The 21,671-nt window shown below is 68.5% G+C and carries 26 protein-coding genes; 22 read left to right on the forward strand and 4 right to left on the reverse strand.

The features are described from left to right. Positions 1-10: 10 nt before the first annotated feature. Entirely contained in the window at positions 11-1,591 is a 1,581-nt protein-coding gene (locus ACODT0_RS15680; protein ID WP_261209828.1) for a serine hydrolase domain-containing protein, read from the reverse strand. Between the two features lie 159 nt (positions 1,592-1,750). On the opposite strand from ACODT0_RS15680, the gene ACODT0_RS15685 reads away from it, so the two are divergent. The 13 genes from ACODT0_RS15685 (at position 1,751) to ACODT0_RS15745 (ending at position 12,860) form a co-directional block, all read left to right on the forward strand. After that, positions 1,751-2,698, forward strand: coding sequence for an ABC transporter ATP-binding protein (locus ACODT0_RS15685; protein ID WP_057596772.1), 948 nt, complete (start codon positions 1,751-1,753; stop codon positions 2,696-2,698). Beyond that, positions 2,695-3,459 carry an ABC transporter permease gene (locus tag ACODT0_RS15690; protein ID WP_489041671.1) on the forward strand — a complete coding sequence of 255 codons (765 nt, stop codon included), beginning with the start codon at positions 2,695-2,697 and terminating at the stop codon, positions 3,457-3,459. Before ACODT0_RS15685 ends, ACODT0_RS15690 begins: the two co-directional genes overlap by 4 nt. Before the next feature lie 19 nt (positions 3,460-3,478). Next, positions 3,479-3,721 (forward strand): BolA family protein, encoded by a 243-nt coding sequence (locus ACODT0_RS15695; RefSeq protein WP_057596770.1) that lies wholly within the window; start codon positions 3,479-3,481, stop codon positions 3,719-3,721. A 46-nt stretch (positions 3,722-3,767) separates the two neighbouring features. Further along, a complete protein-coding gene (gene murA / locus ACODT0_RS15700) occupies positions 3,768-5,051 on the forward strand; it encodes a UDP-N-acetylglucosamine 1-carboxyvinyltransferase (RefSeq protein ID WP_296741234.1) in 1,284 nt (427 codons plus the stop codon). Then, on the forward strand, positions 5,048-5,689 hold the full coding sequence (hisG, locus tag ACODT0_RS15705) for an ATP phosphoribosyltransferase (protein WP_057596768.1): 642 nt from the start codon (positions 5,048-5,050) through the stop codon (positions 5,687-5,689). Before murA ends, hisG begins: the two co-directional genes overlap by 4 nt. Positions 5,690-5,712: 23 nt before the next feature. Next, positions 5,713-7,083, forward strand: a complete 1,371-nt coding sequence (gene hisD / locus ACODT0_RS15710; RefSeq protein ID WP_261209839.1) for a histidinol dehydrogenase — start codon at positions 5,713-5,715, stop codon at positions 7,081-7,083. Between the two features lie 68 nt (positions 7,084-7,151). Next, on the forward strand, positions 7,152-7,994 hold the full coding sequence (locus ACODT0_RS15715) for a hypothetical protein (protein ID WP_489041672.1): 843 nt from the start codon (positions 7,152-7,154) through the stop codon (positions 7,992-7,994). Between the two features lie 8 nt (positions 7,995-8,002). Beyond that, positions 8,003-8,362 carry a hypothetical protein gene (locus tag ACODT0_RS15720; protein WP_057596766.1) on the forward strand — a complete coding sequence of 120 codons (360 nt, stop codon included), beginning with the start codon at positions 8,003-8,005 and terminating at the stop codon, positions 8,360-8,362. Positions 8,363-8,396: 34 nt separating this feature from the next. Next, positions 8,397-9,500 carry a histidinol-phosphate transaminase gene (hisC, locus tag ACODT0_RS15725; protein ID WP_296783022.1) on the forward strand — a complete coding sequence of 368 codons (1,104 nt, stop codon included), beginning with the start codon at positions 8,397-8,399 and terminating at the stop codon, positions 9,498-9,500. After that, on the forward strand, positions 9,497-10,132 hold the full coding sequence (hisB, locus tag ACODT0_RS15730) for an imidazoleglycerol-phosphate dehydratase HisB (RefSeq protein WP_296783020.1): 636 nt from the start codon (positions 9,497-9,499) through the stop codon (positions 10,130-10,132). Before hisC ends, hisB begins: the two co-directional genes overlap by 4 nt. A gap of 51 nt (positions 10,133-10,183) precedes the next feature. Beyond that, the gene (gene hisH, locus ACODT0_RS15735) at positions 10,184-10,849 is read left to right on the forward strand and encodes an imidazole glycerol phosphate synthase subunit HisH (protein ID WP_261209851.1); all 666 of its coding nucleotides are present in this window, start codon (positions 10,184-10,186) and stop codon (positions 10,847-10,849) included. Positions 10,850-10,915: 66 nt separating this feature from the next. Then, complete coding sequence (gene hisA / locus ACODT0_RS15740) at positions 10,916-11,659, forward strand: 1-(5-phosphoribosyl)-5-[(5-phosphoribosylamino)methylideneamino]imidazole-4-carboxamide isomerase (protein WP_261209853.1); 744 nt, start codon at positions 10,916-10,918, stop codon at positions 11,657-11,659. Between the two features lie 16 nt (positions 11,660-11,675). Continuing rightward, the gene (locus ACODT0_RS15745; protein ID WP_489041673.1) at positions 11,676-12,860 is read left to right on the forward strand and encodes an AAA family ATPase; all 1,185 of its coding nucleotides are present in this window, start codon (positions 11,676-11,678) and stop codon (positions 12,858-12,860) included. Between the two features lie 12 nt (positions 12,861-12,872). On the opposite strand, the gene ACODT0_RS15750 is transcribed toward ACODT0_RS15745, so the two are convergent. Then, on the reverse strand, positions 12,873-13,769 hold the full coding sequence (locus ACODT0_RS15750; protein ID WP_409976502.1) for an amino acid ABC transporter substrate-binding protein: 897 nt from the start codon (positions 13,767-13,769) through the stop codon (positions 12,873-12,875). Positions 13,770-13,782: 13 nt separating this feature from the next. Further along, a complete protein-coding gene (locus tag ACODT0_RS15755; protein WP_489041674.1) occupies positions 13,783-15,090 on the reverse strand; it encodes a dicarboxylate/amino acid:cation symporter in 1,308 nt (435 codons plus the stop codon). A 180-nt stretch (positions 15,091-15,270) separates the two neighbouring features. On the opposite strand from ACODT0_RS15755, the gene ACODT0_RS15760 reads away from it, so the two are divergent. From ACODT0_RS15760 to tatC, 9 genes are all read left to right on the forward strand, one after another. Further along, a complete protein-coding gene (locus tag ACODT0_RS15760; protein WP_489041675.1) occupies positions 15,271-16,107 on the forward strand; it encodes a D-hexose-6-phosphate mutarotase in 837 nt (278 codons plus the stop codon). A 26-nt stretch (positions 16,108-16,133) separates the two neighbouring features. Then, positions 16,134-16,916 (forward strand): imidazole glycerol phosphate synthase subunit HisF, encoded by a 783-nt coding sequence (gene hisF, locus ACODT0_RS15765; RefSeq protein WP_261209860.1) that lies wholly within the window; start codon positions 16,134-16,136, stop codon positions 16,914-16,916. 46 nt (positions 16,917-16,962) lie between these two features. After that, positions 16,963-17,352, forward strand: coding sequence for a phosphoribosyl-AMP cyclohydrolase (gene hisI, locus ACODT0_RS15770; RefSeq protein ID WP_057595257.1), 390 nt, complete (start codon positions 16,963-16,965; stop codon positions 17,350-17,352). Further along, the gene (locus tag ACODT0_RS15775) at positions 17,349-17,729 is read left to right on the forward strand and encodes a phosphoribosyl-ATP diphosphatase (protein WP_057595256.1); all 381 of its coding nucleotides are present in this window, start codon (positions 17,349-17,351) and stop codon (positions 17,727-17,729) included. Before hisI ends, ACODT0_RS15775 begins: the two co-directional genes overlap by 4 nt. A gap of 47 nt (positions 17,730-17,776) precedes the next feature. Then, positions 17,777-18,166, forward strand: coding sequence for a DUF4870 family protein (locus ACODT0_RS15780; protein WP_057595255.1), 390 nt, complete (start codon positions 17,777-17,779; stop codon positions 18,164-18,166). Next, positions 18,156-18,515: a histidine triad nucleotide-binding protein gene (locus tag ACODT0_RS15785; protein ID WP_057595254.1), complete on the forward strand. Its 360-nt coding sequence runs from the start codon at positions 18,156-18,158 to the stop codon at positions 18,513-18,515. The genes ACODT0_RS15780 and ACODT0_RS15785 overlap by 11 nt, the downstream gene beginning before the upstream one ends. 62 nt (positions 18,516-18,577) lie before the next feature. Further along, a complete protein-coding gene (tatA, locus tag ACODT0_RS15790; RefSeq protein WP_057595253.1) occupies positions 18,578-18,823 on the forward strand; it encodes a Sec-independent protein translocase subunit TatA in 246 nt (81 codons plus the stop codon). A gap of 12 nt (positions 18,824-18,835) precedes the next feature. Then, entirely contained in the window at positions 18,836-19,297 is a 462-nt protein-coding gene (gene tatB / locus ACODT0_RS15795) for a Sec-independent protein translocase protein TatB (RefSeq protein WP_057595252.1), read from the forward strand. Positions 19,298-19,378: 81 nt separating this feature from the next. After that, positions 19,379-20,188, forward strand: coding sequence for a twin-arginine translocase subunit TatC (gene tatC / locus ACODT0_RS15800; protein ID WP_057595251.1), 810 nt, complete (start codon positions 19,379-19,381; stop codon positions 20,186-20,188). A 94-nt stretch (positions 20,189-20,282) separates the two neighbouring features. Here tatC and ACODT0_RS15805 read toward each other — a convergent pair whose 3' ends face one another. Then, complete coding sequence (locus ACODT0_RS15805) at positions 20,283-21,446, reverse strand: S1C family serine protease (RefSeq protein ID WP_057595250.1); 1,164 nt, start codon at positions 21,444-21,446, stop codon at positions 20,283-20,285. Positions 21,447-21,671 lie beyond the last annotated feature (225 nt).

A 21,671-nucleotide genomic window follows, 5' to 3' on the forward strand; every position in this document is an offset into this window, starting at 1 on the left:
CTCCTCATCCTCAGGAGGCGGGAATCGCCTCCATCAGCAGCTTCAACGCATCGTTCAGCGGCCGGCCATAGGCCGGCGCGCCCTTCGAGTGCCCGATGCGCACCACCACCAGGTCGTGCGAGGGCACGATCAGCACCACCTGTCCGTCCGCGCCCAGCATGTAGTAGGCCGAGGTCGGCACCGGGAACGCTGTGGTGTTGTTCATCGTCCCGTTGAGCCAGAAGAAGCCGCCGTAGATCGGTCGCTTGTCGGCCGCCCAGCCTGGCGCCACGGTGCGCACGAAATTCACGAAACCCTCGGGCAGGATGCGCTCGCCGTTCCAGACGCCGTCCTGCAGGTACAGGTTGGCCAGCCGCGCCCAGTCGCGGCCCGACATGAAGTCGTAGCCCTGTGCCAGGAAGTTGCCGTAGGGATCGGTCTCCAGCACCATCGAGCGGATGCCGATCCGGTCGAACAGCTCGCGCTGCGGGAACGAGAGGTACTCCTCGCCGCGCTTCTCGACCGCGAGGCGCACCAGGTAGCTGGCCAGCACGGGATCGGTGTTGCGGTAGCGGCCCACGAGGTTGGGTTGCCACTGCTGCGGCCGCGTGGCGGCGTAGTTGAAGGCGTTGATGCGCCCCGTGTAGAAGTAGATGTGGTCGGGGTAGGTGCCGTTCGGGTCGAAGTCCGGATCGTCGGGTGCCTTGATGCGCAGCCCGCTCGACATGTGCAGCAGGTCCGAGATGCGGATCTTCTGGCGGCCGTCGCCCTCGCCCTGCCACTCGGGGATCGGTGCCGGCTGGTCGAGGGTGTAGACGCCCTGCCGGATCAGCACGCCCATCATGGTGGCCACCACGCTCTTGCCCATGGACCACGACTCCAGCGGCGTCGTCGGGCCGATGCCCGGCATGTAGCGCTCGGCGAGGATCCGCCCCTTGTGCGTGACCACGAAGGCCGAGGTGTAGGCCTCGGGCACGCCGAAGGCGGCGCTCACGGCCTGGTTCACCTTGGTCATGTTCACGTTGGCCGGGAACGGGGTGCTCGGCAGCACGTCGCCCATCGGCCAGGGCTGGGTGGACGGGTCGGGCAGCGCGCTCTTGACCTCCAGCGGGGTGAAGAAGACGTCGTCGCGCCCTGGCGGCAGCGTCACGCAGCCTTGCGAGCCGAACTGGCGCGCGGTCAGCGTGGGCCCGCCCGGGATGGCGATGCGCACTTCGCGCTTCGCGCGGTCGACCACCGGCTTGCCGACCTTCTTGCGCTCCGAATAGGGCCCGACGAAGTAGCCGACGGTCTCGGCGGCGACGTCCGGGTCGAGCCCGGTGATGAAGACCGCCGAGCACATCGCCTTGGCATAGCCCGAGGTGTTGTGCTCGAGCACGTTGCCGGGCGGCGGCACGTAGGGGGTGGCGAGTTCCAGCGACCGGGCGCGCGCGATCAGGGCTTCGCGCGAGGGCAGTTCGGCCGTGGTGTTGGTCGGCGGGTTGCCCCCGACGATGGGCAGGCCGCCGCCCCCACCACCGCCGCCTCCACCGCCGCAGGCGGACAGCAGGCTTGCAAGAACCAGGACTCCGGCGGCCAGCCAGGGCCGGGGAGGACGGTGCAACGATCGCATCACGAGGGCTCCTTGCGACGGCCGGCGGTGGCGGTGCCCCGCCCGGCGTCGGGCGCGATTCTGACCCCAACCGGCCTCGCGGTCCTTAAGGGTCCGCCGGGCTTGCATTCCCGCACGAACTGCGCTGGAGGACCCGCGCCCTTAAAATCCCGGCCTCCCATGCCCGCGATCTCATTCCAATCGGTCTCCAAGACCTATCCTCCCTCACGACAGCAGCGGGCCCAGGGCAAGACCGGGCTGCGGGCGGTCGACGAGGTCAGCTTCGACATCGAGCCCGGCGAGTTCTTCGGTCTGCTCGGTCCCAACGGGGCCGGCAAGACCACGCTGATCAGCATGCTCGCGGGCCTGTCGCGGCCCACCGCCGGGTCGATCCGCGTGCATGGCTTCGACGTGCAGCGCGACTACGCCCAGGCCCGCCGCCAGCTCGGCATCGTGCCGCAGGAGCTGGTGTTCGACCCCTTCTTCAACGTGCGCGAGTCGCTGCGCATCCAGTCGGGCTACTTCGGCATCACCAACAACGAGGCCTGGATCGACGAGCTGCTGCAGAGCCTGGGCCTGGCCGACAAGGCCACCGCCAACATGCGCCAGCTCTCGGGCGGCATGAAGCGCCGCGTGCTGGTGGCGCAGGCGCTGGTGCACAAGCCGCCGGTGATCGTGCTCGACGAGCCCACCGCGGGCGTCGACGTCGAGCTGCGCCAGACGCTGTGGCAGTTCGTCGCGCGGCTCAACAAGCAGGGCAGCACGGTGTTGCTGACCACCCATTACCTCGAGGAAGCCGAGGCGCTGTGCAGCCGCATCGCGATGCTCAAGCTCGGGCGCGTGATCGCGCTGGACCGCACCAGCGAGCTGCTGAAGTCGGCCGCGAGCAACGTGCTGCGCTTCAAGACCGATGCGATGCTGCCCTGGGAAATCGCCCAGCATGCGCGCATCACGGGCCGCATCGTGCAGCTGCCGGCGCAGAACGCGCACGAGGTCGAACAACTGCTGGCCGCCATCCGGCAGGCCGGCGTGGCGGTGGAAGACGTGGAAATGCGCAAGGCCGACCTGGAAGACGTGTTCATCGACCTGATGGCGGGCGAGCAGACGCCGCTGGAGGTCGCGCGATGATGGCTGTCACGGGTTGGCGCGCGCTGCTCTACAAGGAGACGCTGCGCTTCTGGAAGGTCGGCTTCCAGACCGTCGGCGCGCCGGTGCTCACCGCGCTGCTCTATCTGATGGTGTTCGGCCATGTGCTCGAGGACCACGTGAAGGTCTACGGCACCGTCGGCTACACCGCCTTCCTGATCCCGGGCCTGGTGATGATGAGCGTGCTGCAGAACGCGTTCGCCAACAGCTCGTCCTCGATCATCCAGAGCAAGATCATGGGCAACCTCGTGTTCGTGCTGCTCACGCCGCTGTCGCACTGGGGCTGGTTCCTGGCCTACGTGGGCTCCTCGGTGATCCGCGGGCTGGCGGTGGGGCTCGGCGTGTTCCTGGTCACGATCTTCTTCGCCATGCCGGATTTCGCGGCGCCGGTCTGGATCCTGGTGTTCGCGCTGCTCGGCTCGGCCATGCTCGGCACGCTGGGCCTGATCGCCGGGCTCTGGGCCGAGAAGTTCGACCAGATGGCCGTGTTCCAGAATTTCCTGATCATGCCCATGACCTTCCTGTCGGGCGTGTTCTATTCGATCGGTTCGCTGCCGCCGTTCTGGCAGTCGGTGAGCCACCTGAACCCCTTCTTCTACATGATCGACGGCTTCCGCTACGGCTTCTTCGGCGTCAGCGACGCCTCGCCGTGGCTGAGCTTCGGGATCGTCGGCAGCGCCTGGCTCATAGTGAGCGCGATCGCGGTCCACCTGCTGAAGATCGGCTACAAAATCCGAGGCTGAACGGCCCACCCCACACTCCATGACCGCAGACCAACTCAAGGCCATCATCCAGTCCCACCTGCCGTGCGAGCACATCGCGCTCGAGGGGGACGGCCGACATTGGTACGCCACCATCGTCTCGGCCGAATTCGAGGGCAAGCGCTCGATCCAGCGCCATCAGCGGGTCTACGCCACCCTCGGTGCGAAAATGCACACCGACGAGGTGCATGCGCTCTCGATGAAGACCTACACGCCGTCCGAATGGGCGGCGGCTGAAAAATAACTCTCCGGGCCTGCGGGCCCTTTGCGAGCCACTCGCTGGACCTTCGATGGACAAACTCCTGATTCGCGGCGGGCGCCAGCTCCGCGGCGAAGTACTCATTTCCGGCGCCAAGAACGCCGCGCTGCCCGAGCTCTGCGCGGCCCTGCTGACCGACCAGCCCGTGGTGCTGCACAACGTGCCGCGGCTGCAGGACGTGTCGACCATGCTCAAGCTGGTGCGCAACATGGGCGTGTCGGCCGAACGCGACGACAACGGCACCGTGCGCCTGAACGCCGGCGACCTGACCCGCCCCGAGGCCCCGTACGAGCTGGTGAAGACCATGCGCGCCTCGGTGCTGGCGCTGGGCCCGCTGCTGGCGCGCTTCGGCCACGCCAAGGTGTCGCTGCCGGGCGGCTGCGCCATCGGCTCGCGGCCGGTCGACCAGCACATCAAGGGCCTGCAGGCCATGGGCGCCGAGATCGTGGTCGAGCACGGCTACATGGTCGCGCGCCTGCCCGCGGGCCGCACGCGCCTGAAGGGCGCGCGCATCCTGACCGACATGGTCACGGTCACCGGCACCGAGAACTTCCTGATGGCCGCCGCGCTGGCCGAGGGCGAGACGCTGCTCGAGAACGCCGCGCAGGAGCCCGAGATCGTCGATCTGGCCGAGATGCTGATCCGCATGGGAGCGAAGATCGAGGGCCACGGCACCAGCCACATCCGCATCCAGGGCGTGGAGAAGCTGCACGGTTGCGAGCACGCCGTGGTGGCCGATCGCATCGAGGCCGGCACCTTCCTGTGCGCCGTGGCGGTCGCGGGCGGCGAGGCCCTGCTGCGCCATGCGCGCGGCGACCACCTCGACGCGGTGATCGACAAGCTGCGCGACGCCGGCTGCGAAGTGGGCTGCGAGCAGGACGGCATCCGCATCGCCTCGAAGGGGGCCGAACAGCTCGAGGCCCAGAGCTTCAGCACCACCGAATACCCGGGCTTCCCGACCGACATGCAGGCGCAGTTCATGGCACTCAACGTGATCGCGCACGGCGCCTCGATGGTCACCGAGACCATCTTCGAGAACCGCTTCATGCACGTGAACGAGATGGTGCGCCTGGGCGCGCGCATCCACGTCGAGGGCAAGGTGGCGATGGTCGAGGGCGTGCAGCAACTGTCGGGCGCCACCGTGATGGCGACCGACCTGCGCGCCTCGGCCAGCCTGGTCATCGCCGGCCTGGTGGCCGAGGGCGAGACCCTGGTCGACCGCATCTACCACCTGGACCGCGGCTACGACCGCATGGAAGCCAAGCTGCGCGGCCTGGGTGCCGACATCGAACGCGTGACCGGAGCCATCGCATGATCACCCTGGCGCTTTCCAAAGGCCGCATCTTCGAAGAGACCATGCCGTTGCTGGCCGCGGCCGGCATCGAGGTCACGGAAGATCCCGAGAAGTCGCGCAAGCTGATCCTCGGCACCACCCGCCCCGACGTGCGCGTGGTGCTGGTGCGTGCCTCCGACGTGCCGACCTACGTGCAGTACGGCGGCGCCGACCTCGGCGTGACCGGCCTCGACGTGCTGCTCGAGCACGGCAACCAGGGCCTGTACCAGCCGCTCGACCTGCGCATCGCCGCCTGCCGCCTCAGCGTGGCCGTGCGCGCCGACTACGACTACGCCTCGGCCGTGCGCCAGGGTTCGCGCCTCAAGGTCGCGACCAAGTACGTGGGCCTGGCGCGCGACTTCTTCGCCAGCAAGGGCGTGCACGTCGACCTGATCAAGCTCTACGGCAGCATGGAGCTCGCGCCGCTGACCGGCCTGGCCGACGCCATCGTCGACCTGGTCTCGACCGGCAACACGCTCAAGGCCAACCAGCTGGTCGAGGTCGAGCGCATCATGGACATCAGCGCGCGCCTGGTCGTCAACCAGGCCGCGCTCAAGCTCAAGCGCGAACCCATCCGCCGCATCATCGACGCCTTCGCGTCGGCCATTCCCTCCGCCTGATCCCTCGAACCGCACTTCGCCAAATGACCCTGCAAGCAGCCCCCGCCCGACTGTCCACGACTTCAGCTAGCTTCGATGCTGAATTCAAGGCGCGGCTGCATTGGTCCGCGGATGCCGATGCCGCGATCGAGAAGACGGTGGCCGACATCCTGGCCGACGTGCAGGCGCGCGGCGACGCGGCCGTGCTCGAGTACACGCGCCGCTTCGATGGCCTGGGTGCCACCGCCGTGAGCGAACTCGAACTGACGCAGGCCGACTTCAAGCAGGCCTTCGACTCGCTGCCCGCCGTGCAACGCGAGGCACTGCAGGCCGCGGCCGACCGCGTGCGCAGCTACCACGAGGCGCAGAAGAAGGCCTCGGGCGAGAGCTGGAGCTACCGCGACGCCGACGGCACGCTGCTGGGCCAGAAGGTCACGCCGCTCGATCGCGTCGGCATCTACGTGCCCGGCGGCAAGGCGGCCTATCCGTCGAGCCTGCTGATGAACGCGATTCCGGCCCACGTGGCCGGCGTGGGCGAGATCATCATGGTCGTGCCGACTCCCGTGAAGGGCAGCGTCGCCACCGGCGGCGCCGGCGGCGAATCGTCCGGCAAGGGCGAGCGCAACGTGCTGGTGCTGGCGGCCGCCTACGTGGCCGGCGTCACGCGCGCCTTCACCATCGGCGGCGCGCAGGCCGTGGCCGCGCTGGCCTACGGCACCGCGACCATTCCCGCGGTCGACAAGATCACCGGTCCCGGCAATGCCTACGTGGCCGCCGCCAAGCGCCGCGTGTTCGGCACCGTGGGCATCGACATGATCGCGGGCCCGAGCGAGATCCTGGTGCTGGCCGACGGCAGCACGCCGCCCGACTGGGTGGCGATGGACCTGTTCAGCCAGGCCGAGCACGACGAGCTCGCGCAGAGCATCCTGCTGTGCCCCGACGCCGCCTACATCGACCGCGTGCAGGCCGAGATCGACCGCCTGCTGCCGACCATGCCGCGCGCGGCGATCATCGCCGCCTCACTGAACGGCCGCGGCGCGCTGATCCACACGAAGAGCATGGAAGAGGCCTGCGAGATCAGCAACCGCATCGCGCCCGAACACCTCGAGGTCAGCAGCAGCGAGCCGCAGCGCTGGGAGCCGCTCTTGCGCCACGCCGGCGCGATCTTCCTCGGCGCCTTCACCAGCGAGAGCCTCGGCGACTACTGCGCCGGCCCGAACCACGTGCTGCCCACCAGCGGCACCGCGCGTTTCTCGAGCCCGCTGGGCGTGTACGACTTCCAGAAGCGCTCGAGCCTGATCGAGGTCAGCGAGGCCGGGGCCCAGGTGCTCGGGCCGATCGCCGTCACGCTGGCCGAGGGCGAGGGCCTGCAGGGCCACGCCGAGGCCGCGCGCATGCGGCTGCGCAAGGTTTGAGGGGCGCGCCCGCGCGTCCGGTCCGGATTCCGTTTCCGTCCACAACCCGCTCGGGAGGAGCAAGCCTGATGATGAATCAACGTCTGCGTCGTTCGCGCCTGTTCAAGTTCGCCCTCGGCCTGCTGGCCGGTGCCGCGCTGCTCGTGGCCTGCACCCCGATGCCGCGCACCCAGACCCAGAGCCAGGCCGAGGCGGTGCCGAGCACGGCCGCCGCCGCCGCACCGGCGCCGCGCCTCGGCACCCAGTGGGGCGAGGGCCGTGAATCGAACACGCGCAGCGTGCAGGTCCAGCGCTACACGCCCGACCAGCCCGACGAGGTCGCCTCCATCGGCTACAACGACGCCGCCAGCGTGCGCCGCGGCGTCGGCGCCAACCCCGAGCGCCGGCTCAACCTGCAGCTGGCGCAGGGCGACGTCGAATGGTCGGTGATCGACGAATCGGGCCGCGCGACCCCGCTGCAGCGCGCGCGCCGCGGCAGCGGTGGCGACGAGAACTTCCGCCTCGCGGGCGCCGAGGGCGCGCGCTACACGCTGCGCTTTCGCAACCTCAGCGACCGCAGCTACGAGGTGATCGCCACGGTCGACGGCCTCGACGTGCTCAACGGCAAGCCCGGCAGCCTGCGCAACGGCGGCTACGTGCTGCGGCCGCTGCAGGTGATCGACATCGAGGGCTTCCGCAAGAGCCAGTCCGAGGTCGCGGCCTTCCGCTTCGCCACGCCGGGCCGCGCCTATGCCGCCAACACCGAGGCCGGCGACGCGCGCAACATCGGCATCCTCGGCGCCGCGCTGTTCGAGATCACGCAGCCCGACGCCCCGCGCCGTCCGCGCCGTGGCTCCGATGCCGCGCAGCCCAATGCCTTCCCGGCCGACGGCGCGACCGGCTACGCGCCGCCGCCGCGCTACGCGAAGTGAGGTCCGCCATGCAGCGCACGCGTCTCCTGCTGCTGCCGCTCGCGCTGGCCGCGGCCAGCCTGGGCGCGCAGGCCATGAGCATCCGCGAGTTCCACACCCTCGAGGTGAAGGAGAAGAAGCAGGGCAAGGCCTACGCCAGCTACTACCTCGTGGGCGTGCTCGAGGGCCTGCGCGAGGCTGGCGATGCCGCGCGCCGCGCGGGCCAGAAGCCGCTGTTCTGCGTCGACGGCCGCCGGCTCGAGCCCTCGATGGCACGCTCGCTGTTCGAGGCCGAGCTCAAGCGCAATGCCGAGCTCTACGAGGCCGACATGCCGGTGCAGCTGGTGCTGTCGGCCGCGCTGCAGAACAGCTTCCGCTGCGCTTCCTGATTTTTTCCATCGACCGTTTTCCCCGAGTCCCCCGATGTCCGACACCACCGCCTCCGTTCCCGCGCTCCAGCGCATCCGCGCCGACGTGCGCGCCATGCATGCCTATGCCGTGCAGGACGCGCGCGGCCTGGTCAAGCTCGACGCGATGGAGAACCCCTTCGGCCTGCCGCCCGCGCTGCAGGCCGAACTCGGCGCGCGGCTCGGCGCGCTGGCGCTCAACCGCTACCCGGGCGAGCGCGGCGCCGACCTGCAGCGCGCGCTGGCCGCGCAGGCGCGCCTGCCCGAGGGCTTCTCGCTGGTGCTGGGCAACGGCTCGGACGAGCTGATCTCGCTGCTCGCGATCGCCTGCGACCTGCCGGGTGCCAGCGTGCTGGCACCGCTGCCGGGCTTCGTCATGTACGCCATGAGCGCCCAGCTCCAGGGCCTGCGCTTCGTGGGCGTGCCGCTCACGGCCGACTTCGAGCTCGACGAGGCCGCCATGCTGGCCGCGATCGCGCGCGAGAAGCCGGCCATCGTCTACCTGGCGTACCCGAACAACCCGACCGCCAACCTCTGGGACGACGCGGTGCTCGAGAGGATCGTCGAGGCCCAGGGGGCGCAGGGCGGCCTGGTGGTGATCGACGAGGCCTACCAGCCCTTCGCCGCGCGCAGCTACATCGACCGCCTCGCGAAGCACCGCCACGTGCTGCTGATGCGCACCCTCAGCAAGTTCGGCCTGGCCGGCATCCGGCTGGGCTACCTGATGGGCCCGGCCGCGCTGATCGCCGAGATCGACAAGGTGCGCCCGCCCTACAACGTCAGCGTACTGAACTGCGAGTGCGCGCTGTTCGCGCTCGAGCATGCCGAGGTGTTCGAGGCCCAGGCGAAGCAGATCCGCGAGGAGCGCGAGCGGCTGATGATGGGGCTCGGCCGGCTGCCGGGCGTCAAGGTCTGGCCCAGCGACGCCAACATGATCCTGCTGCGCGTACTGGGAGAGGGAGATCGGGCCGCCCGCACCTTCGACGGCATGAAGGCGCGCGGGGTGCTGGTGAAGAACGTTTCTAAAATGCACGAACTGCTCGCGAACTGCCTGCGCCTGACCGTCGGAACGGCCGACGAGAATGCCAGGATGCTCGCGGCGCTCGAAGCCTCACTATGACCACCCCCCAAGCCGCTCCCGCGGCCACCCCCGACGCCTTCGCCGCGCGCACCGCCACGGTCGCGCGCAATACCGCCGAGACGAAGATCACCGTCAGCGTCAACCTCGACGGCACCGGCCGCGCCAAGCTGGCCACCGGCATCGGCTTCTTCGACCACATGCTCGACCAGATCGCCCGCCACGGGCTGATCGACCTCGAGATCGACTGCCAGGGCGACCTGCACATCGACGGCCATCACACGGTGGAAGACGTGGGCATCACGCTGGGCCAGGCCGTGGCCAAGGCCGTGGGCGACAAGAAGGGCATCCGCCGCTACGGCCATGCCTACGTGCCGCTCGACGAGGCGCTCAGCCGCGTGGTCATCGACTTCTCGGGCCGGCCCGGCCTCGAGATGCACGTGCCCTTCACCAGCGGGATGATCGGCGCCTTCGACAGCCAGCTCACCTACGAGTTCTTCCAGGGCTTCGTGAACCACGCCTTCGTCACGCTGCACATCGACAACCTCAAGGGCGTCAACGCGCACCACCAGTGCGAGACCGTGTTCAAGGCCTTCGCCCGCGCCCTGCGCGCCGCGCTCGAGCTCGATCCGCGTTCGGCCGGCGTCATTCCCTCGACCAAGGGCTCGCTCTGATCCTGCAAGCGGAACAGCGTGCCATCGCACGCTCCGCCTGTCATTGAAGCTATGAAAACTGTAGCAAACAACGCCAACACCGTCGCCGTGGTGGACTACGGCATGGGCAATCTGCATTCCGTCGCGCAGGCGGTGCGCCATGCCGCCGACCAGGTCGGCGTCGAGGTGTTCGTGACTTCCGATCCCGAGGTGGTGCGCAAGGCCACGCGCGTGGTGCTGCCGGGGCAGGGCGCCATGCCCGACTGCATGCGCGAGCTGCGCGATTCGGGGCTGCTCGAATCGGTGCTCGAGGCCGCGGCGACGAAGCCGCTGTTCGGCGTCTGCGTGGGCATGCAGATGCTGCTGTCGCGCAGCGACGAGGGACCGACCGACGGGCTCGGCCTGATTCCGGGCGAGGTGGTCCGCTTCGAGCTCGAAGGTCGGTTGCAGCCCGACGGCAGCCGCTTCAAGGTGCCGCAGATGGGCTGGAACCAGGTGCGCCAGGCGCAGCCGCACGCGGTGTGGGCCGGGGTGCCCGACGGCAGCCACTTCTATTTCGTGCACAGCTTCTACGCGCGGCCGGTCGATGCGCGGCACAGCGTGGGCGAAGCCGAATACGGGGCATGCTTTACCGCCGCCATCGCACGCGATAACATTTTTGCCACCCAGTTCCACCCGGAGAAGAGTGCGGACCACGGGTTGCAGCTCTACCGAAACTTCCTCCACTGGAATCCCTGAACACCTCGTTCCCCTGACCGGGCGCCGCCGGCCGGCGTCCTTTCGTTGCACTCTCGCGTCACTTTCATGCTCCTCATCCCAGCGATCGACCTCAAAGACGGCCATTGCGTACGCCTGAAACAAGGCGACATGGAACAGTCCACCATCTTCAGCGAAGACCCCGCGGCCATGGCGCGCAAGTGGGTCGAGGCGGGCGCCCGGCGCCTGCACCTGGTCGACCTGAACGGGGCTTTCGCGGGCAAGCCGCAGAACCACGCGGCGATCAAGGCGATCCTGAAGGAGGTCGGCGACGACATCCCGGTGCAGCTCGGCGGCGGCATCCGCGACCTCGACACCATCGAGCGCTACATCGACGACGGCCTGCGCTACGTGATCATCGGCACCGCCGCCGTGAAAAACCCGGGCTTCCTCAAGGACGCCTGCAGCGCCTTCGGCGGCCACATCATCGTGGGCCTCGACGCCAAGGACGGCAAGGTCGCCACCGACGGCTGGAGCAAGCTCACGGGCCACGAGGTGGCCGACCTGGGCAAGAAGTTCGAGGACTACGGCGTCGAGTCGATCATCTACACCGACATCGGCCGCGACGGCATGCTGTCGGGCATCAACATCGACGCCACGGTCAAGCTCGCGCGCGCGCTGAGCATCCCCGTCATCGCCTCGGGCGGCCTGTCGAACATGGCCGACATCGACCAGCTCTGCGCGGTCGAGTCCGAAGGCGTCGAGGGCGTGATCTGCGGCCGCGCCATCTATTCGGGCGACCTCGACTTCGGACAGGCGCAGGCGCGCGCCGACGAACTGGCCGGCGCCTGAGAGGGCCTGGCGGCGCGTGCTGTCCGCGCTCGCCATCGCCAGCTACCGCTCGCTGCGCCAGCTCACGGTGCCGCTCGCGCGGCTCACCGTGGTCACCGGGCCCAACGGCAGCGGCAAATCGAGCGTCTACCGCGCCATGCGCCTCTTGGCCGAGATCGCCAACGGCGGCGCGATCCGTTCGCTGGTGCGCGAGGGCGGGCTGTCTTCCACGCTGTGGGCCGGCCCCGAGCGCTTCTCGGCCGCCATGCTGCGCGGCGAGATGCCGGTGCAGGGCACCACGCGCAGCGAACCGGTCGCGCTGAAGCTGGGCTTCGCTGGCGCCAGCGCCGAGGACTTCGGCTACGCGATCGATATCGGCCTGCCGCCGCCGATTCCCTCGACCGCCTTCTCGCGCGATCCCGAGATCAAGCACGAGGCCATCTGGGCCGGTCCGCTGCTGCGGCCGTCCACGCAGCTGGTCGACCGCAAGGGCGCCTCGCTGCGCTTGCGCGGCGGGCGCGGCTGGCAGCCGGTGGGCCGGCCGATCCCGTCCTTCGCGAGCATGATGACCGAGCATGCCGACCCGCGCGACGCGCCCGAGATGCTCACCTTGCGCGAGCAGATGCGCTCCTGGCGCTTCTACGACCACTTCCGCTCGGACGCCGAGGCGCCGGCGCGCCAGCCGCAGCTCGGCACCCGCACGCCGGTGCTGGCCAACGATGGTGCCGACCTCGCCGCCGCGCTGCAGACCATCCGCGAGATCGGCGACGGCGAGGCGCTCGATCGCGCCGTGGACGACGCCTTTCCGGGCGCGCGCATCGAGATCGACGCCGCGGGCGACCGCTTCCAGACTCTGATGCACCAGCACGGCCTGCTGCGCGCGCTGACCGCCGCCGAGCTGTCCGACGGCACCTTGCGCTACCTGCTGTGGATCGCGGCGCTGCTCACGCCGCGCCCGCCCGCGTTGCTGGTGCTCAACGAACCCGAGACCAGCCTGCATCCCGACCTGCTGCCCGCGCTCGGACGGCTGATCGCGCATGCGGCGCGCGAGTCGCAGGTGATCGTGGTGTCGCATGCCTCGCGGCTGATCGCCGCGCTCGAGGAGGCGGCCGCGGGTGGCGTCGAGCTGCAGTCGGTGGTGCTCGAGAAGCGCCTGGGCGAGACCCGCATCGCGAACCTCGACATGAGCGAGATTCCGCGCTGGGAGTGGCCGGCGCGCTGAAAGCGGCCCCGGCTACTCGGCCTTCACCGACATCGTCTTGATGATCGTCTCGAGCTGCGCGCTCATCGGCAGGTCGAGGCTGGCGCCCGTGGGCAGCTTGCGCAGGAACCAGCGCTTGTACTGGCGTTCGATCTCGCCGTCCTCGGCCAGCACCTGGAAGCTGTCGTTGATCACCTTCGCGAGCTGCGGATCGCCCTTGCGGTACATGATCCCGTAGGGGTCGTAGGAGAGGAAGTCGCCGACCACGCGGTAGTCGGCCTGGGCGTTCTCCTGCGCGATCAGGCCGTAGAGCAGCACGTCGTCGGTCGCGAAGGCATCGGCCTGGCCGCTCTTCACGAGCGCGAAGGACTCGGCATGGTCGCGCGCCACCTGCAGCTGGATGCCGAGCTTGAACTTCTCGGAGAGATCGCGCAGCGTCTTCTCGTTGGTGGTGCCGGCCGTCACCGCCACCTTGCGGCCCGCGAGGTCGCGGAACGAGGCGATCGGCGTGCCCCTCTTCACCAGCACCTTGGTGCCCGAGACGAAGATCGTCGGCGAGAAGCTCACGCGCTTCTGGCGTTCGAGGTTGCTGGTGGTCGAGCCGCATTCGAGGTCGACCTTGCCGCTCGTGACCGCGTCGAAGCGCGAGTCGGAGGTGACCGGCTCCCACCGGATCGCGAGCGTGCGGTCGACCGCGTTGCCGATCGCCGTGACCAGCTCGCGGCACAGTTCGATCGAATAGCCGACCGGTTCCTTGCGCGTGTTGAGGAAGGAGAAGGGCACCGAGGATTCGCGGTAGCCGATGGTGATGGCGCCGCTGGCGCGCGCCTTGGCGAGCGTGCCGGTGAGAAGCTCCTGGGCTTGCACCGCGCCGGCCGCGAGCAGCAGGGCCGCGCAGGCCAGGGCGGTCCTGCCAGGCATCGTCGTCATGCTGCGCATCGCCTCAGCCATGTGCCGGATGCGCGAGCGTCGCGGCCGCTTCCTCGTCGAGCCGGGCCGCGTTGAGCTCGGCTTCGCTCTCCGGCAGCAGCTCGCCTTCCCACTTGGCGACCACGGCGGTGGCGATCGAATTGCCCACCGCGTTGGTGGCCGAGCGGCCCATGTCGAGGAAGGTGTCCACGCCCAGGATCAGCAGCAGGCCGGCCTCGGGAATGTCGAAGTGGTTGAGCGTGGCGGCGATCACCACCAGCGAGGCGCGCGGCACGCCGGCCATGCCCTTGGAGGTGAGCATCAGGATCAGCAGCATCGTGATCTGCGTGCTGATCGGCATGTGGATGTTGTAGGCCTGCGCGATGAACAGCACGGCGAAGGTGCAGTACATCATCGAGCCGTCGAGGTTGAACGAGTAGCCCATCGGCATCACGAAGCTCGAGATCTTGCGCTTGACGCCGAAGCGGTCGAGCGCCTGCAGGATCTTCGGGTACGCGGCTTCCGAACTGGCGGTGGCGAACGAGAGCAGGAAGGCTTCCTTGATCAGCACCAGGAGCTTGAACACGCGCGGCCCGAGGAAGGTGAAGCCCGCGAGGATCAGCACGCCCCACAGCACGAACAGGCCGAGGTAGAAGTCGCGCATGAACACCGCGAACTTGATCAGGATGCCCAGCCCGTTGACCGCCACCGTGGCGGCCATGGCGGCCAGCACCGCGAGCGGCGCGAGCTTCATCACGTAGCCCGTGATCTTCAGCATCGCGTGCGAGAGCTCCTCGGTGGCGGCGACCAGCGTCTTCGCCTTGTCGCCGAGCGAGGCCAGCGCCACGCCGAAGAACATCGAGAACACCACGATCTGCAGGATCTCGTTGTTGGCCATGGCCTCGATGAAGGACTTCGGCACCGTGTGGCTCACGAAGTCCTTGAAGGTGAACTTGGAGGTCGCGAGGTTCGCCGAGGCGCCGATGTCGGGCAGCGGGAGGCCCAGGTTGGCGCCGGGCTCGAGCAGGTTGGCCATCACCAGGCCGATCACCAGCGAGATCAGCGAGGCGGTGAGGAACCAGCCGATGGCCTTGCCGAACACCCGGCCCACCGACTTGGCATCGCCCATGTGCGCGATGCCGACCACGAGCGTGGAGAACACCAGCGGCCCGATCAGCATCTTGATCAGGCGCAGGAACACGTCCGAGACGATCGAGACGTAGCCCGCGATCTCCTTGGCGGTTCCCTTGTCCGGGAAGCTCGCGAAGATCATGTAGCCGAGGATGATGCCGAGCACCATGGCAATCAGGATCCACGCCGCCATCGGCAACTTCTTCTTCATTCGATTCCCCTTGTCCTGGTTGTGTGAGCGTTTTTTTGGGCAGGCACAGGGTATCCAAGAAGGCCCCGGGCTTGCAATCGGGGCCTGACCATGCAGTCTTTAGGCCCCATGGCCGCGCCGCGCGAGGCGCCGATGTTGCGCGAAGCCGGAGCGATCGGAGCGCTGCCTACAATTCCTCACATGCACACCAGCTCGATCGAGTTCCGCGGCCAGCCCGCGCTGCGCGCCTCCGGTGCCGACGGCAGCACCCTCACCGTGGCCCTGCACGGGGCCCACCTGCTCTCCTGGACCACGGCCGACGGCAGGGAAAGGCTCTACCTGAGCCCGCGCGCCGTGTTCGACGGCAAGACCGCGATCCGCGGCGGCGTGCCCATCTGCTGCCCGCAGTTCAACCAGCGCGGCATGCTCCCCAAACATGGCTTCATGCGCAATCTGCCTTGGGAGAGCCAGGGCGTGGATCCCGAATCGGGCGCGCTGACCCTGCGGCTGCGCGACGACGACGCCACCCGGGCCCTGTGGCCGCATGCCTTCGAGGCGCGGGTCGCCTTCACGCTCGAGGCCGGGCAGCTGCGCACCGCGCTGAGCCTGCGCAATCTCGGCGGCGGGCCCTTCGCATTCACGGCCGCGCTGCACACCTACCTGGCGGTGGACGACATCGCCGAGGCCCGGCTCGAAGGCCTGCAGGGCGCCAACCGCTGGGATGCGGTGCGCGACGACCGCCATGTGGAAACCGCGCCGGCCCTGCGCTTCGAATCCGAGTTCGACAGCGTCTATGCCGCGCCGACCCAGCCGCTGCGGCTGGTGCAGCCCGGCGGCACGCTCGAGATCGCCCAGGGCGCCACCTGCACCGAAACCGTGGTCTGGAACCCGGGTGCCGCGCTCGGTGCGAAACTCGCCGACATGCCCGAGGACGGCTTTCGCCACATGCTCTGCGTCGAGGCCGCGCGCATCGACGAGCCCGTGCAACTGGCGCCCGGCGCCGAATGGCAGGGCTGGCAGCAACTGCGCGTCCTCTGATTCCTTCTTTTCCCCGTTACCCCACCATGCTCGCGAAACGCATCATTCCCTGCCTCGACGTCACCGGCGGCCGTGTCGTCAAGGGCGTCAACTTCCTCGAACTGCGTGACGCGGGCGATCCGGTCGAGATCGCCGCGCGCTACAACGCGCAGGGCGCCGACGAGCTGACCTTCCTCGACATCACCGCCACCAGCGACGGCCGCGACCTGATCCTGCCGATCATCGAGTCGGTCGCCTCGCAGGTCTTCATTCCGCTGACCGTGGGCGGCGGCGTGCGCACCGTCGAGGACGTGCGCCGGCTGCTCAATGCCGGCGCCGACAAGACCAGCTTCAATTCGGCCGCCATCGCCAATCCGCAGGTGATCAGCGACGCCTCGGCCAAGTACGGCGCCCAGTGCATCGTGGTCGCCATCGACGCCAAGCGCCGCACGCCCGAGGAAGCGGCCAGCCGCGGCCCGGGCTGGGACGTCTACAGCCATGGCGGGCGCAAGAACACCGGCCTCGACGCCGTCGAATGGGCCACCGAGATGGCGCGCCGCGGCGCCGGCGAGATCCTGCTGACCAGCATGGACCGCGACGGCACCAAGAGCGGTTTCGACCTGGCACTGACCCGCGCGGTCAGCGACGCCGTCAACGTGCCGGTGATCGCCTCGGGCGGCGTGGGCAACCTCGACGACCTGGCCGACGGCATCCAGAAGGGCGGCGCCGACGCCGTGCTGGCCGCGAGCATCTTCCACTACGGGCAGCACACGGTGGGCGAGGCCAAGGCGCGGATGGCCGAGCGCGGCATCCCCGTGCGGATCGAATGACCCTTCGGCGCCGGGTTTCGCCGGCCGATCGCCGACAATCCTGCCCATGATCTGGCTCGATGAAGTGAAATGGGACGCCAACGGCCTCGTGCCGGTGATCGCCCAGGAACAAGGCACCAACGACGTGCTGATGTTCGCGTGGATGAACCGGGAGGCGCTCGAGAAGACCGCCGAACTCGGCCGCGCGGTGTATTTCAGCCGCTCGCGCGGCAAGCTCTGGTTCAAGGGCGAGGAATCGGGCCACGTGCAGACCGTGCACGAGATCCGCCTCGACTGCGACAACGACGTGGTGCTGCTCAAGGTCACCCAACTGGGCCACGAGCCCGGCATCGCCTGCCACACCGGCCGCCACAGCTGCTTCTTCAACAAGTACGAGAACGGCCAGTGGACCGTGACCGAGCCGGTCTTGAAAGACCCGGAATCGATCTACAAATGAGCGGCACCGTGAACACCAACGACGCCCTCGCACGCCTGGCCGCGGTCATCGAAAGCCGCCTGCCCGCCAATGGCGGCGATCCCGAGAAGAGCTACGTCGCGCGGCTGCTGCACAAGGGCCCCGACGCCTTCCTCAAGAAGATCGGCGAGGAAGCCACCGAAGTGGTGATGGCGGCCAAGGACGCCGACCACGGCGGCGACCGCACGAAGGTGGTCTACGAAGTGGCCGACCTCTGGTTCCACACCATGGTGGCGCTCGCGCACTACGGCCTGTCGCCCGCCGAGGTGGTGGCCGAGCTCGAGCGGCGCGAAGGCACCAGCGGCATCGAGGAAAAGGCGCTGCGCAAGGTGCAGGCCCGCGAAGCCGCCAGCGAGTGACCGCCTGAGCGCCGAGGGATGACTCTGACGACCGAAAGGACATCGCCATGCCCAACGACATCGTGAACGTTCAGCCCGACGACTCGCTCAAGACCTGGGGCTGGGTCAGCTACATCCTGCACCTGATCGTCGCCATCGGCGCCGTGGTGCCCGGTGCCCAGGCCTCGGTGCTGCTGCTGCTGGTGGCGCTGGTGATCGACTTCGTGAAGCGCGACGACGCGGCCGGCACCTGGCAGGCCTCGCACTTCAGCTGGCGCATCCGCTCGGTGCTCTGGGCCGGGCTGCTGTACATCGTCACCTCGTGGCTCTGGCTGCTGCTCTTCGTCCCGGGCTGGATCGCCTGGAGCCTGATTTCGCTGTGGTTCCTCTACCGGATCGTGAAAGGCATGATCCGGATGAACGACGGCCGTCCCATGGAACCCAACGATGTCATCTGATCCGAACTGCATCTTCTGCAAAATCGTCGAGGGCAAGATCCCGTCGCGCAAGGTCTACGAGGACGAGGACGTCTTCGCCTTCCACGACATCGCGCCCTGGGCGCCGGTGCATTTCATGCTGGTGCCCAAAAAGCACATCGCCTCGATGGCCCAGTTGACGCCCGACGACGCGGCGCTGATGGGCAAGATCATGACCCTGGCGCCCAGGCTGGCGCTGGAGCAAGGGTGCAACCCCTACCCGGAAGGCGGCTACCGGGTGGTGGTCAATACGGGGACCGAAGGGGGGCAGGAGGTGCATCATCTCCATGTCCATGTCATGGGCGGTCCGCGCCCCTGGCTTCGCGGCTGAGCCGTTAAGTAAATTTGTCACATTCGCCGCGACTAAAATCGGCACATTCTTAGGAGTCTTCCATGGGTTCTTTTTCCATCTGGCACTGGCTGATCGTGCTGCTCGTCGTCGTCATGATCTTCGGTACCAAGAAGCTTCGGAACATGGGTTCCGACCTCGGCGGTGCCGTCAAGGGCTTCAAGGACGGCATGAAGGACGGCGCTTCTTCCGACGCACCGACCGCCACCGGCCCGGCTGCCCAGGTCACGAGCCAGTCGGCCGCCACCGACAAGCCGACGATCGACGTCGAAGCACGCCACAAGTCCTGATCCGGGCGACACGTGCTGGACCTCGGCATTGAGAAGATGGCGCTGATCGGCGTCGTGGCGCTGATCGTCATCGGACCCGAAAAGCTGCCGCGCGTGGCGCGCACCGTCGGCACGCTGCTCGGCAAGGCGCAACGCTACGTCAACGACGTCAAGGCAGAGGTCAACCGCTCGATGGAGCTCGACGAGCTCCGCAAGATGAAGAGCACCGTCGAGGACGCGGCGCGCGACGTGGAGCAGAACATCCACTCGGGCGTGAGCGACCTCGAGAAGCAGTTCTCCACCCCCGCGGGCGAAACCCTCTCGGCGCTGGCCGAACCCGAACCGGTGATGCCGGTCTACAAGCATCCGCGCAAGAACTGGCGCCTCAAGCAGGGCGCCACGCCGCAGTGGTACAAGTCCCGCAACGGCGTGCGCACCAAGGCACTGTCGGGCGCGGCGCGCGTCGCGCGCTACCGGCCGCACAAGGTCAGCTAGCAGCGGCGCGGCGCGTTTTCCCCTCCACCCAGCGTTCCCACGCGCGCCGCCCGTCGGCAGCCCACGCTTTCCATCTCCTCAATGGCTGATTCCGACTCCAAGAACAAAGAAGACGAGCTCGCCGGCACCGAGCAGCCTTTCGTCGCGCACCTGATGGAGCTGCGCGACCGGTTGCTCTATTGCGTCTACGGCATGGCGATCGCCGGCATCCTGCTGGCGATCTGGCCCGGCCCGGGGGGGCTGATCGACATCATCGCGATGCCGATCCGTGCCCACATGCCGCCCGACGCCAAGCTGATCGCCGTGGGCGTGTTCTCGCCCTTCTTCGTGCCGCTCAAGGTACTGATGATGGCCGCCGTGCTGCTCGCGCTGCCGTGGCTCATGTACCAGGCCTGGATGTTCGTGGCGCCCGGCCTCTACACCCACGAGAAGCGCTTCGCGCTGCCGCTGATCATCTTCGGCAGCCTCCTGGCCTATGCGGGCATCGCCTTCGTGCAGCTGTTCGTGCTCGACAAGATGTTCGGCTTCATCCAGAAGTTCACGCCGGCCGCGGTCGCGGCCACGCCCGACATCTCCTCGTACGTCGAGGCCATCCTGTCGCTGTACCTCGCCTTCGGCGTTGCCTTCCAGGTGCCGATCGTCGTGATGCTGCTGGTGCGTTTCGAGATGGTGACCATCGAGAAGCTGCGCTCCTTCCGCGGCTACTTCATCGTCGTGGCCTTCATCGTGGCCGCCGTGCTGACGCCGCCCGACGTGGTGTCGCAACTCGCGCTGGCGATCCCGATGTGCGTGCTGTACGAGGTGGGGATCATCGGGGCCAAGTACTTCTCGCGCGTCTCGAAGGCGCCGGAGGACGAGGAAGCGGATTCCTCGTCGACCACGCCGCCCTGAGCGGCTGGGATCTTCCGGATCCGGCAAAGAAAAAGCGGCCTGTCGGCCGCTTTTTTCATGGCGCCGCGGACCCGGGGCCCGCGCGTCTCGTTCGTCACTCCTGCTGGTTCGGCACCTGCCGCACCGGGCTCTTCGGCCGCAGGCCCGGCATCACGTCCAGTTCCATCTTGTCGCTGCCGCGCTGCAGCGCGAAGCGCGCGGTGCTGCCGGGCTTGAGACCGGCCACCGCCGTCAGCAGCGCCTGCACGCTGTCGGTCTTCTTGTCGCCCACCGCGGTGATCACGTCGCCGGGGCGGATGCCGGCCTTGGCGGCCGGGCCGTTCTGCAGCACGCCGGTGATGATCACGCCCGCGTCGGCCTTCACGCCGAAGGTCTCGGCCAGTTCGGGCGACAGCTCGTTCGGCTCGACGCCGATCCAGCCGCGGCGCACCTGGCCTTCCTTTACGATGCCCTCGAGCACGATCTTGGCCATCGACACGGGAATGGCGAAGCCGATGCCCATGCTGCCGCCCGAGCGCGAGTAGATCGCGGTGTTGATGCCCAGCAGGTTGCCGTTGACGTCGATCAGCGCGCCGCCCGAGTTGCCGGGGTTGATGGCCGCGTCGGTCTGGATGAAGTTCTCGAAGTTGTTGATGCCGAGCTGGTTGCGGCCCAGCGCCGAGACGATGCCGCTGGTCACGGTCTGGCCGACGCCGAAGGGATTGCCGATGGCCAGCACCTGGTCGCCCACCTGCAGTTCGTCGGAGCTGCCCAGCACGATCACTGGCAGCTTGTCGAGCTCGATCTTGAGCACGGCCAGGTCGGTGTCGGGATCGGTGCCGATCACCTTGCCGCGCGCATGGCGGCTGTCGTTGAGCGTGACCTCGATCTCGTCGGCGCCCTCGACCACGTGGTTGTTGGTGAGGATGTAGCCGTCGGTGCTCACGATCACGCCGCTGCCCAGGCCCACCTGGGGCTGGTCGTCCTGGTCGCCGAAGAAGAAACGGAACCAGGGGTCGTTGCTGCGCGGATGGCGCTGTGCCGCCTTGCTGGTGTTGATGCTCACCACCGCCGGCGAGGCCTTCTTGGCCGCGGCGCTCAGGCTGCCGGGCGCGGGCACGCCGGGCGTCGAGCTCGCGGGCGCCTCGATGATCGACACCACGCCGCCCAGCGAGGTCGTGCGCCGGTTGATCCATTCGGGCTTGAGCGTGGCGACCACGAAATAGGCCGCCAGCAGGACGGTCACGGCTTGGGCGAAGAGCAGCCAGGTGCGTTTCATGAAAACTTGGTGAAAAGGCGCGAAGGCGAGGGCGCTGAGGGGAAAAAGGCCGCGGAGCGCGGCATCGCCGACGATTGTCTCTCAACGGCAGGGGGCGAAGACCGCGCCGGCCGGTCGAGATTCACGGAAGGTCGAGGCGCCAATAAGGGATAACCCCTAGCATCGTGGCCCCGGGCCTACCGGCCCGGCTCTCCCTCGCCCCCGCCCCGCCCATCCGGTGGACGC

This window comes from Variovorax sp. FG153 (assembly GCF_057809595.1).

Bases quoted from the DNA above. Each gene is read 5' to 3' on its own strand.
- ACODT0_RS15680 (WP_261209828.1), bottom strand. From the start codon at position 1,591: ATGCGATCGTTGCACCGTCCTCCCCGGCCCTGGCTGGCCGCCGGAGTC.
- ACODT0_RS15685 (WP_057596772.1), top strand. From the start codon at position 1,751: ATGCCCGCGATCTCATTCCAATCGGTCTCCAAGACCTATCCTCCCTCA.
- ACODT0_RS15690 (WP_489041671.1), top strand. From the start codon at position 2,695: ATGATGGCTGTCACGGGTTGGCGCGCGCTGCTCTACAAGGAGACGCTG.
- ACODT0_RS15695 (WP_057596770.1), top strand. From the start codon at position 3,479: ATGACCGCAGACCAACTCAAGGCCATCATCCAGTCCCACCTGCCGTGC.
- murA (WP_296741234.1), top strand. From the start codon at position 3,768: ATGGACAAACTCCTGATTCGCGGCGGGCGCCAGCTCCGCGGCGAAGTA.
- hisG (WP_057596768.1), top strand. From the start codon at position 5,048: ATGATCACCCTGGCGCTTTCCAAAGGCCGCATCTTCGAAGAGACCATG.
- hisD (WP_261209839.1), top strand. From the start codon at position 5,713: ATGACCCTGCAAGCAGCCCCCGCCCGACTGTCCACGACTTCAGCTAGC.
- ACODT0_RS15715 (WP_489041672.1), top strand. From the start codon at position 7,152: ATGATGAATCAACGTCTGCGTCGTTCGCGCCTGTTCAAGTTCGCCCTC.
- ACODT0_RS15720 (WP_057596766.1), top strand. From the start codon at position 8,003: ATGCAGCGCACGCGTCTCCTGCTGCTGCCGCTCGCGCTGGCCGCGGCC.
- hisC (WP_296783022.1), top strand. From the start codon at position 8,397: ATGTCCGACACCACCGCCTCCGTTCCCGCGCTCCAGCGCATCCGCGCC.
- hisB (WP_296783020.1), top strand. From the start codon at position 9,497: ATGACCACCCCCCAAGCCGCTCCCGCGGCCACCCCCGACGCCTTCGCC.
- hisH (WP_261209851.1), top strand. From the start codon at position 10,184: ATGAAAACTGTAGCAAACAACGCCAACACCGTCGCCGTGGTGGACTAC.
- hisA (WP_261209853.1), top strand. From the start codon at position 10,916: ATGCTCCTCATCCCAGCGATCGACCTCAAAGACGGCCATTGCGTACGC.
- ACODT0_RS15750 (WP_409976502.1), bottom strand. From the start codon at position 13,769: ATGACGACGATGCCTGGCAGGACCGCCCTGGCCTGCGCGGCCCTGCTG.
- ACODT0_RS15755 (WP_489041674.1), bottom strand. From the start codon at position 15,090: ATGAAGAAGAAGTTGCCGATGGCGGCGTGGATCCTGATTGCCATGGTG.
- ACODT0_RS15760 (WP_489041675.1), top strand. From the start codon at position 15,271: ATGCACACCAGCTCGATCGAGTTCCGCGGCCAGCCCGCGCTGCGCGCC.
- hisF (WP_261209860.1), top strand. From the start codon at position 16,134: ATGCTCGCGAAACGCATCATTCCCTGCCTCGACGTCACCGGCGGCCGT.
- hisI (WP_057595257.1), top strand. From the start codon at position 16,963: ATGATCTGGCTCGATGAAGTGAAATGGGACGCCAACGGCCTCGTGCCG.
- ACODT0_RS15775 (WP_057595256.1), top strand. From the start codon at position 17,349: ATGAGCGGCACCGTGAACACCAACGACGCCCTCGCACGCCTGGCCGCG.
- ACODT0_RS15780 (WP_057595255.1), top strand. From the start codon at position 17,777: ATGCCCAACGACATCGTGAACGTTCAGCCCGACGACTCGCTCAAGACC.
- ACODT0_RS15785 (WP_057595254.1), top strand. From the start codon at position 18,156: ATGTCATCTGATCCGAACTGCATCTTCTGCAAAATCGTCGAGGGCAAG.
- tatA (WP_057595253.1), top strand. From the start codon at position 18,578: ATGGGTTCTTTTTCCATCTGGCACTGGCTGATCGTGCTGCTCGTCGTC.
- tatC (WP_057595251.1), top strand. From the start codon at position 19,379: ATGGCTGATTCCGACTCCAAGAACAAAGAAGACGAGCTCGCCGGCACC.
- ACODT0_RS15805 (WP_057595250.1), bottom strand. From the start codon at position 21,446: ATGAAACGCACCTGGCTGCTCTTCGCCCAAGCCGTGACCGTCCTGCTG.